We start from the raw sequence: 12,696 nt of genomic DNA on the forward strand, positions 1-12,696 counted from the left end.
TTTTATGATGAGGGGCTCCAGCGGCCATCAATAATGAACGAACCGCATCGAGGTCCGACAATGAAAGATCGCTCATCGCTATACGCTGTCCTGGCCATGCTTGCATTCGGCCTGCTGCCCGGCCTCGCGGCCGCGCAGACGCCCTTCAAACTTTACATTTCGGCCGACATGGAAGGCGTCGCGGGCGTCGTCTCCGACCAGCAGATCCTGCCGAGCGGCTTCGAATACTCGCGCTTCCGCGAATTCATGACAGCCGAAGTGAACACGGTCATCGAGGCGGCCTTTGCCGCCGGCGTCACCGAGATCGTCGTGAGCGACTCCCATGGCAACGGGCAGAACCTACTGATCGAGAAATTTCCAAAGAAGGTGTCGGTCGTGCGCTCCTGGCCGCGGCCGCTGATGATGATGGAAGGCATCGATGCCTCCTTCGCAGGCGTCGTGCTGCTCGGCTATCACACGAGCACGCACAATGAGGCGGGCGTGCGTGCCCACACACTCTCGAGCGCTCGGCTCGCGGATGTGCGCATCAATGACAAACAAGTGGGCGAAGGTGAGATCAGCGCCGCCATCGCCGGGCACTTTGGCGTGCCCGTCATCATGGTCACCGGCGACGATCAGCTCGTGAAAGAGTTGCAGGGCTCCCTCGGCAACGTCGAAGGCGCGGTCGTGAAATGGGCGCATGGCTTCCACTCCGCCCGCACGCTGACGCCCGCCGAAGCGAACGATGCGATTCGAGCGGCAACGGCGCGCGCGCTCGGACGGCTCAAGAGTTTCAAGCCTTACAAGGTCGCAACGCCGGTGCGCTTCGACCTGCGCTTCAAGAGCTATCGCCAGGCCGACATGCTGAGCTATCTGCCCATCGTCGAGCGCATCGACTCGCACACAGTTCGTTACGTCGCGAAGGACATGCCCACCGCATCCAAGTTCGTCGAGTTCGCGGTGACGTACGAAGCCGACATGGATCCATGATGGCCGTGTAAAAATCTCCAGTCGTGCAGCTGCAAGCCGCGTGTAACGCGAGCGACATGTTTGCTGCATGACATGTGCGCTCCCCCGCCCCTGTCACAGGAAGCCAGGCATGACCGACAACTCTCCGCTCTCACGTCGCACGTTCTTGCAGCAAGCCGCGCTCGGCGGCGTCGCGCTCACCGGTATCGGCGGCATTCTGTATTCGAAGCAGGCGCCGGCCATCGTCACGTCCGACTCGGTGCGCCCGATGGCGAACTGGGGTCTGCAGATCGGCGATGTGATCGACGGCCGCGCGATCGTCTGGAGTCGCGCCGACCGGCCCGCGCGCATGATCGTGGAATGGTCGCTCGATGAGACTTTCAAACGCTCGAAGAAGATTCGTGGCCCGCATGCGCTCGAGGTGAGCGACTTCACCTCGCGTATCGATCTGACCCGACTGCCGGACGACTCGGAAATCTTCGTGCGAGTGAGCTATCAGGACCTGGACTCCGGGCGCGCCACGAGCGAGCCGCTGGTGGGCCAGTTTCGCACGCCACCCTCCAGGCGTCGTGATATTCGCTTTGTTTGGTCGGGCGACACCGCAGGTCAAGGCTGGGGCATCGACCTCGGCTTCGGCGGCATGAAGATCTACGAGGCCATGCGCCAGGTGCGGCCGGACTTCTTCATTCATTCGGGCGACACCATCTATGCCGACGGCCCGATGGTCGAGCACGTCAACGACGCCGCCGGCAATCTGATCTGGACCAATGCCTTCCTCGATGAGGTGCCCGAGAAGCTCAAGGTCGCGGAGACCTTGCATGAGTATCGCCGCAACCATCTCTACAACCGCTACGACACGAACATCCAGCGCTTCTCCGCCGAGGTGCCACAGATCTGGCAATGGGACGATCACGAGGTCACGAACAACTGGTCGGACAGCAAGGTGCTCGATGCGCGTTACACCGAGAAGCGCATTCAAACACTCACCGCTCGCGCAACGCGCGCGTTCCTCGAGCACTCACCGATGCGCTGGTACAACCAGGCCGAGGAAGAGCGCATCTATCGCCACATTCCCTATGGCCGCGATCTCGATGTGTTCGTGATCGATATGCGCAGCTATCGCGGACCGAACTCGCACAACCTGCAAGTGGAATCGAGCGCGGACACGGCTTTCCTCGGCAAGCCTCAGCTGGAATGGCTGAAGCAGAAGCTCAAGGACTCGCGCACGACGTGGAAGGTCATCGCGGCGGACATGCCGTTGGGCGTTCACATTCCGGACGGCACCGACGAACAAGGTCGCGCGAAGTGGGAAGGGCCGGCCAACGGCAACGACGGCCCCGCCTCGGGCCGCGAGCTCGAGATCGCCGAGCTGTTGCGCTTCATCAAGCGCGAGGACATTCGCAATATTGTCTGGCTCACCGCGGACGTTCACTACTGCGCGGCTCACTACTACGACCCGAACAAAGCGGTGTTCCAGGACTTCGCGCCGTTCTGGGAATTCGTCGCCGGCCCACTGAACTCAGGCAGCTTCGGCCCGAACGCCATGGACAAGACCTTCGGCCCGCAGGTGATCTTCCAGAAAGCCCCGCCGGCCGCGAACACCCCGCCCAACGGCGGCTTCCAGTTCTTCGGCCAGATCGACATCGACGAGCACAGCAAGGTGCTGAGCGTCGCGCTCAAGGACTTGAACGGCACGAAAGTGTTCGGCAAACAGCTCGAACCGCGGCCGAACAAGGGCGATCACGACCGGTGGGACTAAGCCCGCCTCGGGCGTCCACCCCCGATCCATGCTAGGATGCGCGCCCCCGGGCCGACCCGCCCGGGGCTGCGTCATGCGCGTGGAAGGGTGGCAGAGTGGTCGATTGCACCGGTCTTGAAAACCGGCAGGCTCTCACGAGTCTCGTGGGTTCGAATCCCACCCCTTCCGCCAAAAAAACAAAAGAGCCCCCTTGCGGGGCTTTTTTGTTTTTTGCCGTCAGGGTGGGACTAGAGCACCCACGAGAGTCTCGTGGGTTCGACAAAACGGCAGGACAGCCGTTTTGCACGACCTTTAGGTCGCCCGCAGGGCGAAGTACATGGATGTACTTCGTGCCATCCCACCCCGTGCGCGACAGCGCCAACGCGTTAGCGAGCCCGACGCTTGAACGCCATCCCCACGGACGCAGGCGCCGTGTGCACGAACCCGAATTGCGCATAGAGGTTCCGGGCCTCTCCATCCGCGATGAGACTGACGTAGCCAGTCTCGGGAACGTTGGCTTCCAGGTACTGGACGATCTCCGTCATGATCCGCTTGCCAATGCCCTTCCCCTGATGCGCCTTCAGCACGGCGATATCGACGACTTGATAAAAGCAGCCGCCATCGCCGATGACGCGCCCCATGCCCACGGGTGTCGTGCCATCCAGCACTTGGACGGCGAAGAGCGAATGAGGCAGGCCGCGCTCTGCGGCTTCGACGGTCTTCGCGCTCAGGCCCGAGCCAGTGCGAAGCGCTCGATAAGTCTCCACCGAAGGTATTTCGTTGACGCAGGAATATCTCATCACTGAATGCAGGCCGCCGTGCGTATAGAGAGTATGGATCTTAGCGCACCCCAACGCGCGCCCCCGCCTCAATCAGGCAGGGCATCGCCCGCGCCGTGCAGTTTTTTGAAATACACCACAGCATCGAACGCCTCGCGTGGCGACACCTCCATCTCGGTCGTGTAGTTCGCTCGCAATGATTGGGGCTGCGAAAGCCAGGGGATCTCGGTATGCGGCGCACCCCTCAGATCCAGCATGAAATGCGGCAAGCCGAGGTTGGCCAGCGCAGCATCCAGTGTCCCCGCCTCCGCCTCGGTCGTCGCCAATCCCGGCCCATTACTCGACGAGCTCGCGCCGATGATCACGAGGTCGTCGCCCAAGGCGGAGCGCAGATGCTGTCCCATCATCGCCGGCGCCTCGGGATAGGCGTTCCACAGCCCGCCGCGCAAACGACCATTCATGATGTGCGCGTTGTGAGCAAACAGCAGCACACGACCCGCGGCCCCCTCTTGCCGCAAAGCCCAGAGCGCATTGTCCGCCATCGCAGCATCTCTCGCCCCGGCCGCCCGATGGAACTCCGCGACGACGCCGTCCGCCACCTTCGCGGGCGATAGACGAAACAACGTTTCCAATTGTCGCGCGACGATGGCGCTACGAAGCGCCCACTCGTATTGATCCTCGGAAGAAGCCGCCACCAGACGACGCCGCTGCGATTCGAGCAGCGACACGAGGCTCTCGATCGAGGTCCGCAATCGTACCTGCTCATCGGCCGACAACGATTTGTAGCCGGCGAGCGTGAATCGCTCCAAAAAAGATTCGACCGCCGCGCGCGCTTGCGCCGACTGCTCGCGATTCACGCGCCCAAGATACGACAGCGCATCATCGAGCGCCAGGCGCGCGGTCGCGAAGGCGCTGTCAGCGTCGCCGCCGGTCAGATCGATGCCATAGAACTTCACTTTCCGCCGCCGTCCGGGCTCGGCGTTGTATTGTCGAATCCAGCGCAGGAGCTCGACATTCTCGGTGAAGGCGCCAAAGCCCCAGGTCAAACCGTCCCGCGCAATCTGTGCCGGATCCCCCGTTCCACCCAGCACGAACTCATTGACGCGCCGGGCCTCGTTGAAGCCCGATTCGAGTGCGATCGCCGTGAACCCTCGCTCCTCGATCAGGAACTGAAACAATCGATTACGAAATTCGAGCGGCTCATGCGCGCCATGCGCCGGCTCGCCCAACGAGACCATGCGGGCGGAGCCCACGATATCGCCGACCCGTTCAGCCTCAGCCCCAGCAAAGCCTTGCAGAGCAATCGCTTTCGGCTGCGCCCAACTCACAAACGCATCGGATGAGGCCTGCGGTTGACCTATTGGAATGTATAACGCGCTCGGATGCGCACGATCGTGATACAGCTGCACGGTCACGGTTCGCGCATCGGCACGCGTCTCGGCCGCGACCTCGCCACCGCTGTTGTGATTCTTTTCCCAGTAAATCGAATCAAGCGGCGCGATCACCAGGCGTAACCGGCTGCCGGCACGAATCTGCCTCGAAACGAAGGTGAAGCGATCGAAGTCATAGCGCAGCGGTGCGCGGCTCTCGATCAGCTTCGGCGCTCGGAAGCTCTCACGATAGCGTGCCCGCATCAGATCCGTGGACAACAGCACGCTGCCGCCATCGGATGCAACCTCGTAAACGCTCACCGCGAAGTCAGTATCGGGCTGATCGATGGCAAGCCAGGCGGTCAGCTTGAAAAAGCCGCTGATTTCGGTCGGCGTCGCAAACGGTTCGGTGTGATAGATCAGCTGCTTGCCGTTGCGCGCGTGGATCAGCCGCTGATCGGTAAGCTCCGGCGCTGGCACCGACTGCAGCGCCGCGGTGCTAGTGTCACGGGGATCATATCGATACTGATCCGGACGTCCTCGCGACGCCGCCGTCAGCATGCCTGAAGAGAAAACATCGGACGCCGCGCCATTCGATGCAAGGTAGTAAGGACGCCGTTCGGCGGTCACGGCGTCGAGTGAATCGGCATACCGCCATTGGTCGGCGCCCATCACATAGTAGGCAACGTTCTTTTTCAGGAACGACGGCTTCGCCCCCTGCCTCATCGTCCATGCGTACCAGTCCAGATGCAGCTGCGGCAGATCGAGCAAGCTCGCGGCCCCAAGCGTGAGGCCGCCGAATTCCGCCTTCGGCGTTCGAGTGCCCGAATGATCCCAGGGCCCGATCACGAGATAATGCGCGGCGCGAGCTTCGGCCGACGCGTGCTTCATGTGCTCGCGGTAGTGCATGAGCGCGCCGGGCTGATTCGCATCGTAGCTGCCCGTGATCGTGAGCACCGGCAGCTGCAACTTTGCGTAATCGGCAGCGCTCGGGTTGTATCGATCCCAATGCGCATCGGGATGCGGATGGCTCAGCCACTTCTGAAAGATCGCCGACGGGTTGCCAGCCCAGGTATCGAAGTCGCGCAGCGACAGGCCGGCTTCGTACCATCGCCGCTGTAGAGCGATCCAGAAGCTCGCGTCACCAAAGATACGATCCTGCGCGGCGCGACCGCTGGTGTAAGTCAGCCACTGAACGTCGTAGGGCGTCGAAATGTTGTTGCGTGAGGGGAAGTCGAGCCCCGCATAGGGCGCCGCCGCTGGCACGATGGTCGCGAGATGCGGCGGCAGCTCCTTGGCCGTGGCCCATTGGTTATAGCCCGAGTATGAGCCGCCCCACATCGCGACCTTGCCGTTGCAATAGGGCTGCTTCGCCAGCCACTCGACGACGTCATGGCCATCGTGCGCCTCCTGGATCAGCGGTTGAAACTCGCCATCGGAGTTGCCGCGTCCGCGGACATCGATGGAGAGAAACGGATAGCCATGAGCCGCGAAGTACACGCCGCGATCATGATAGGTCTGCGCCGTGTACGGCGTCAGCGTGAACACGCACGGCGCCGGAGCAGTCCGTGGCTTCGGCAGGTAAGCGATGGCGGATAACTGCACGTTGTCGCGCATGGGAATGCGCACGTTCCATTGGAGCTGCACCTGCGAGGAAGCGATCGGGTCGACCGCGGGTGAGCCCTCGGCATGAGCTGAGGCCCATGCCGCAAGACCCAACGTCGCGATCCCTAGGATCAGCGACGCAACCTTCATTCGAAGCTGCCGCCGAGGCGTACACCGAGCACGCGTGGACGCGGGCGAGCGCCGAAGCCGAACCCGCCATTGGGATCCTGCAGCCGGTCTTCGCTGGTCAGATTGGAGCCATACAGCTCGATGGTCCAGCGATTCCACTGCAAGCCCAGTCGCGCGTTCACCAGATCGTTGACGTCGGACTCGTAGAGAATCGGCACCGAACGATCGGTGATGTGCGACGGCCCGAGCCGGTTGTAGTCGAGCCGCACGAACCCGGGCAGTCCGGTCGCCCAGGAAAAGCTATAGGTGCCCGCCACGCTGCCGGCATACTCGGTCGTGTAGTCCACCGGATCGCCTTCGATCACCGCAGCCACGCCGGGCGCGAGCGCGACGATCTCGGTATCGGTGTAGTTGCCGCTCAACTGCAGCAGCAGCCGTTCGGTCATCTGCCAATCGAGCGAGGCGTCGATGCCCTTCACGCGCGCATCGCCGCCGTTGTCGACCGAGCCGAGATTGTTGGCATCGAGACGAAACATCTGGATGTCTTCATAGTCGCTCAGGAACACCGCCGCCTCGAGCGACAGGCGACGCTCCAGCAGCGCGGCCTTCACGCCCAGCTCGTACGAGCGCACCTTCTCGGGATCGAAGGTCGTCTGCTCGCCATTCTCGGTATTGAAGCCGCCGCTACGAAAGCCCTCCGCGGCACTGACGTAGACGCGCACATCCGGCGTGAAGCCATACGAGAAATACAGTCTTGGATCCACCGAATGAAAACTGCCATCGCGATGCTCGACGCCGTCGAAGGCTGTCAAATCGTCGGTGAAGTAGCGGATGCCGGCGCCGATTTCGGCGCGCTCGGTCAGCGCATAGCTCACATCGCCGAACAACGACCCGGACTTCGACTGTTCCTCGGTGAATATTGGGATCGAGCCCAGATCCTCCCCGCCCATCGCCAGCTCGAGGAAATTCCGATTCCGGTAGTTCACATCCTTGTAGAACACCCCAGCGGTCCAGTCGACGCGACCCGCCTCCCCGTTCAGGCGGATCTCCTGGGTGAAGACGCGCGTGTCCGTGGTGTTGTTGGAGAGCGCCTCGAACAATGGCGCGGGCGGCGGCGCGATCGCGTACTTCTGACTCAGCGAGACCAGCGCCGAATTGTCGACGTACGTGGAGCTGCTCAGCACGGTGACCGACGGAAACTCATAAGTCGCCGTCAGGTTGTAGATATCGAAGTCCGTCGCGAACGGCAGGCGCCGCGCCGGGTCGGCCGCGGCGACCAGTTGATACTCCGCATCGGTGCTGCTCGCGATGCCATCGCCCTCGTTACGATGCAGGTACACCAGGCCCTTGACGGTCAGATCCTCCAGCGGCTTCCACAGGCCCTTGACCCGAACCTCCCGCAGCTGCTGATCGTTGACGTTCGAGCCGCCGGCGTCGGGCTGATCCACCCAGCCGCCGAGATCGCCCACGTTGCCCACCATGCGCAGGCCGAACACATCCTCGACGACCGGCACGTTCACGACCGCGGACACGGACTGGCTGGAATCGCCGCCGTCGGTGAAATAGACATCGAGATCGCCTTCGGCCGTGAAGCGATCGAGCTGCGGATCGCGCGTGATGAAGCGGATCGTGCCGCCCGAGGAGCCGGCGCCATACAACGTGCCTTGCGGCCCTTTCAGCACTTCGACGCGCTCGATATCGTTGGCTCGCAGATCCAGCTGACTGCTGGCGCTGCCCGTCACATCCGCCTCATCCAGATACACACCGACGAGCGCCGTCGAGGAAGAACCGTAGACGTTGCCGACACCGCGAACGTAATAGCGAATGAATCCGCCGCCGGCGTCGGAGACCACCAACCCCGGCACGGCGTGCGACATGTCGAGCAGCGTGTCGATGCCCGCGCGCTCCAGCGTCTCGTTGCTCAACGTGGCGACGGTGAGCGGCACGTCGATCAGGCGTTGCGCACGCTTCTGCGCCGTGACGATGACTTCTTCCAACGCGATGTCACGCTCACTGCTTTGTCCCGCCGACGCACCCAGGGCTTGTGCCGGCTCATTCGCTTGCGCCAATTGCCAACCCGGCTGCGCGCGCACCGCCGACTGGGAATCGCGCCGATCGGTCACGACCGCGATGGTGTTGTCATTCACGACGCGATAGCTCAAGCCGCCCGCTTTCAACAGCTCGCGCAGCGCCTGCTCGACCGACAGATCGCCGGCCACGGGGCCGACCATCATGGTGCCATCGATGGTGTCGCTGAAACGCGCGACCTGCAGGCCGGTCTGATGCGCGAACTCCTTCAACGCGGTATCCAACGACTGACGCGGAATGTTCAGGTCATAGCGCTGCGCGATCGCCTGCGCGCCCGCCGGAACGATGGTGGCGCACAACGCCAGTGCAACTGACAAGCAGGCTGCTCTCATCACGACTCTCCCCGCCCCGTGTAAAGTAATTTGTGTGGGCGGGCGTAAGACCGTGCTTGTGAGCAAACGGGACACTCCGATCATGAGCATTCCCGTCAGGGCGGCGACGAAATGACGATGTGACCTCCGGGCTCGCGACGGATCTGCACCGCCGCGCCGGCTTGAATGAAATCGATGAACGCTTCCGGATTGGCGGCGTTGAACACGCCGCTGACCGGGCGCGCCGCCAGACGCGCATCCTGCACCTGGATCTGGATGCTGTTATAGCGATTGAACTGCGCCACCACGTCGGCGACCGGCGTGTCTTCGAAGATGAGCCGGCCTTCGGCCCAGGCGAGCGCGCGGCCGCTATCCACCTTGCGAACCTGCGGTGTCGACGCCGCCACCTGCAAGGTCACCTGCTCGTTCGCAACCAGCACGATCCCATTCGCACCGGACAGCACCCACTGGCCCGATGAAGATTCGACCGTCTGCACGGCGCCGTCCTCACGCGGACCATCGACGGCCACTTTGCCTTCGGCGACCGTGACGACGACGCCCTGCGATCGTCGCTCGACGCCGAACGCAGTCCCGATCGCTCGCACCGTGGTCGCATCCGCATGCACGATGAAGGGTCGGGTCGGATTCTTCGCCACCCGGAACAATGCGCGTCCGGTGTCGAGATGGATCTGGCGGGAATGCTCATCCATCTTCACGCGCAGCCGTGTCTCGGGATCGATCTGCACGACGCTGCCATCGGCGAGCGCGACTTCCCTGCGCTCGCCCCGATCGGTTTGAATCACCTGACCGCGCCAGCTCATCGCGAGGAAGCCGACAATCACAGCAATGCATGCGATGCCCGCCGCTGCCAACCATCGCGCGCCGGAACGTTTCTTCGCCGGCACGGCCGGCCCCTGCCGAGCAGCGATCAGGGGCACGACGACATCATCGTGCTCGGCCCCGCTCGTCGCGATGCCTGTCCAGTGTTCGAACTGTTCGAGCGCACCGTGCACGCTCGCCATGCGCAGCAGCTCCGCCACGTGCACCGGCGACTCGCGCAACCAATCGACGAGCGCTTCGCGCTGTTCGCGAGGCAGCTCACCGGCCTGCAGACGTAGCAGCCACTCCCCGGCCTCCTCGCTGGCCCGGCTACGGCGATCAGTCGGCGCCATGGATGACCTCCAACAGCGCCGGATCCAGCTCCTCGCGCAACTTTCGATAGCTCCTGATGACGATGCGCTTGACGTTGCGCCGGCTGGTGCCGAGTCGCTCGGCGATCTCGGCGTGACCCAGTCCTTCGAAGAACTGCTGCTTCAACACTTCACGTTCCCTCGCTGCAAGCGTGTTGAGCGCCCGCTCGATTTCCGCCTGGGCGGCGGCCCGCGCCACAGTGTCCGGCGGTCGATCCTCCGCGCGCAAATCCTCCAGCCAGCGCGACTCGTGCGGCCGGGAGTGCCGGATCCGCAAGGCCCGCTCGGCGGCGACGTTGGAGGCGATCTTGAACAGATAGGCCTGCGGATGCTCGACCAGATCCTCCCGGGAGTAGCGCATCAGGCGCAGGAACACCTCCTGGGCCACGTCATCCAGATCGGATGCCGGAACGGCGCTGCGCGAGGCGAGAAATTTGAGCAAAGGGCGCCGCCACTGGCGGAACCAGTCGCTCAAGCGATTGCTGCTGGGCTGAAGGGTCATGCACTCGAGGCCGGGCACACCGTGGACGGCCCCTAAGACCGTATCAGCCTACCACCGGGACCCTCCCCCGGCCGAAGCCGGCGCGAAGAATCCTCAGGGCAAGCCGATCCGCGAGGGGCTGCCCGTGGGGACACCGAACTCCGGATCGCCCTTGCCCTCGAGCGGCGATCCCGCCTGGGCGCGATACTCCGCATCCAGCTTCGGATCCTGCTCGATCACGTTCGCGCCCTTCCGCACGACCGCCGCATCCTTCGCGAACAACCCGCCCTCGTTGCCAAACAGCGCGCTGTAGCCCACCCAGATCCTGCTGTTCTCGGTCGCCCGCGCCACGTACGGTTTGTTGTTCAGAAAGATTGAATTGGTCGCGTAGATGGTCGCGTCCTGCTCGCCGTAGAGCCCGTCGTCGAGATTGCGATCGAACACCGAGTTCGCGACATGGGCCGAGGCGTTGTTGTACGCCGCGATGCCGGCCGAATCGTTGCCTCGGATGAGCGCGTTGGTGAGGCGCAGATGCGCATGCTCATCCAGCCAGATCGCGACGTGGCCATCGAGAACGCGGAGGTTCTGCGCATCGATATCGGTGTTGCCGCGGCCGGTGAGACCCATCTTTTGATACTTCTCGATCGTCACATCGCGAACGCGCACGCGACTGTCGATGGCGAAGATGCCGTGGCCTTCGTAGATCTCATCTTCCTCGACATCGAACTTGAAGCCGGTGAACGTGAGCCCCTGCACGTCGACGTTCGCGCGATGGATCACGAGCCCCGTGGTTCGGGGACCCGCGCTGCCGTCGAGCACGGCGCCCGGCTCGCCGATCAGGCTCAGCCGTTTGCCATCGACGACGACGAACCCCCGGATCGTGTGGATCTTGTAGGGCACATCGCGCACGCCGGCGGGCGTGTAAGTGCCCGGCCGGATCCGAATGGTGTCGCCATCGGTGGCGGCATCGATCGCCGCCTGGATGCCGCTGCCACCGGAGAATGCGCAGTCCGGAGCGAGCGCCTGGGTCGGGCAGACGACGTGGGTTTTCGGGCCCGATGAGCTCGGCGGCGTGCTTGCCTGCGGGCTGCGGGCGCAGCCAGACAACACGCCGACGAACACGAGAGCGAACAGGCTGAAGCGCACAGGCATGCGGATTCTCACTACGTTGGTGAGTCAAGTATGTTGGCAACATGCCGATGCTCGTAGATGCGTAGTTGGCCCCGCCTGGTGCCGCACCCACACCAGTCCATCCGTCGATGTCAGGTCTTGGTCAGCCCCGCGGCCCTATGCTGCTCGTTTCCGCCAGCCTGTGTCGCCAGCGAAGTTGAGAATGAATCGCGATTCCCTCCCCGTCGGCCGATGCCGTTGCTCGTGCCATGCGCCTGCTGCTCGTTGAGGACAATCCGCAGCTCGCGGAACTCGTGCACGATGGCCTGACCCGACAGGGATTCGCCATCGACCGCTGCGGCTCGCTGAAAGAGGCGCTCGCCGCGCGCGCGGCCGCGAGCTACGACCTCATTCTGCTGGATCTCGGCCTACCGGACGGCGATGGCATGACCCTGGTTCGCGAGCTGCGTCAGGGCAACGATTCGACACCGATCCTGATCCTCACCGCGCGCGGCGGACTCAACGACCGATTGATCGGGCTCGACGGCGGCGCCGACGACTACCTCGTGAAGCCGTTCGAGATCGCGGAGCTGGCGGCTCGCTGCCGCGCGCTGTTGCGTCGGCCCGGCGCGAGCCTCGGCGTCGTTCTGCACCTGGGCAACGTGGCCCTCGACACGACGACGCGCACGGTCACGGTCAACGAGCAACGCATCGAGGTTCCGCCGCGCGAAGTCGCCCTGCTCGAACAATTGCTCCGACGCGCCGAGCAAGTCGTCCGTCGCAATCAGCTCGAGGAGTCGCTGTACTCCTTCGGCGAGGAAGTCACACCGAATGCGCTCGAAAGCGCGGTGTCGCGGCTGCGCAAGCGCCTGACCGCCGCCGACGCCAACGTCGTGGTGCGCACCGCGCATGGCATCGGCTACGCCATCTTTCCGCAGCCCTGACAG

Annotated in this window: 9 protein-coding genes and 1 tRNA gene; 4 read left to right on the plus strand and 6 right to left on the minus strand. The window is 63.7% G+C overall.

The window, feature by feature from the left end:
* Positions 1-60 precede the first annotated feature (60 nt).
* The 3 genes from GYH35_RS00185 to GYH35_RS00195 all read left to right on the plus strand — a co-directional run bounded on the left by GYH35_RS00185 (position 61) and on the right by GYH35_RS00195 (position 2,878).
* Positions 61-969, plus strand: a complete 909-nt coding sequence (locus tag GYH35_RS00185) for a M55 family metallopeptidase (protein ID WP_161827334.1) — start codon at positions 61-63, stop codon at positions 967-969.
* 109 nt (positions 970-1,078) lie between these two features.
* Complete coding sequence (locus GYH35_RS00190; protein WP_161827335.1) at positions 1,079-2,707, plus strand: alkaline phosphatase D family protein; 1,629 nt, start codon at positions 1,079-1,081, stop codon at positions 2,705-2,707.
* Between the two features lie 81 nt (positions 2,708-2,788).
* Positions 2,789-2,878 (plus strand) — tRNA-Ser (locus tag GYH35_RS00195).
* 194 nt (positions 2,879-3,072) lie between these two features.
* On the opposite strand, the gene GYH35_RS00200 is transcribed toward GYH35_RS00195, so the two are convergent.
* From GYH35_RS00200 to GYH35_RS00225, 6 genes are all read right to left on the minus strand, one after another.
* Entirely contained in the window at positions 3,073-3,486 is a 414-nt protein-coding gene (locus tag GYH35_RS00200; protein WP_161827336.1) for a GNAT family N-acetyltransferase, read from the minus strand.
* A gap of 68 nt (positions 3,487-3,554) precedes the next feature.
* The gene (locus GYH35_RS00205; RefSeq protein ID WP_161827337.1) at positions 3,555-6,590 is read right to left on the minus strand and encodes a CocE/NonD family hydrolase; all 3,036 of its coding nucleotides are present in this window, start codon (positions 6,588-6,590) and stop codon (positions 3,555-3,557) included.
* Positions 6,587-8,989 (minus strand): TonB-dependent receptor domain-containing protein, encoded by a 2,403-nt coding sequence (locus GYH35_RS00210; RefSeq protein WP_161827338.1) that lies wholly within the window; start codon positions 8,987-8,989, stop codon positions 6,587-6,589. The genes GYH35_RS00205 and GYH35_RS00210 overlap by 4 nt, the downstream gene beginning before the upstream one ends.
* A 95-nt stretch (positions 8,990-9,084) precedes the next feature.
* The gene (locus tag GYH35_RS00215) at positions 9,085-10,140 is read right to left on the minus strand and encodes a FecR family protein (RefSeq protein WP_161827339.1); all 1,056 of its coding nucleotides are present in this window, start codon (positions 10,138-10,140) and stop codon (positions 9,085-9,087) included.
* On the minus strand, positions 10,127-10,660 hold the full coding sequence (locus GYH35_RS00220) for a sigma-70 family RNA polymerase sigma factor (RefSeq protein ID WP_161814219.1): 534 nt from the start codon (positions 10,658-10,660) through the stop codon (positions 10,127-10,129). The genes GYH35_RS00215 and GYH35_RS00220 overlap by 14 nt, the downstream gene beginning before the upstream one ends.
* A 93-nt stretch (positions 10,661-10,753) precedes the next feature.
* A complete protein-coding gene (locus GYH35_RS00225) occupies positions 10,754-11,791 on the minus strand; it encodes a right-handed parallel beta-helix repeat-containing protein (protein ID WP_161827340.1) in 1,038 nt (345 codons plus the stop codon).
* A gap of 227 nt (positions 11,792-12,018) precedes the next feature.
* Between GYH35_RS00225 and GYH35_RS00230 the strand changes: the two genes are divergently transcribed.
* The gene (locus GYH35_RS00230) at positions 12,019-12,693 is read left to right on the plus strand and encodes a response regulator transcription factor (protein WP_161814217.1); all 675 of its coding nucleotides are present in this window, start codon (positions 12,019-12,021) and stop codon (positions 12,691-12,693) included.
* Positions 12,694-12,696 lie beyond the last annotated feature (3 nt).

The organism is Steroidobacter agaridevorans, from assembly GCF_009932555.1.
Taxonomy (GTDB): Bacteria; Pseudomonadota; Gammaproteobacteria; order Steroidobacterales; family Steroidobacteraceae; genus Steroidobacter; species Steroidobacter agaridevorans.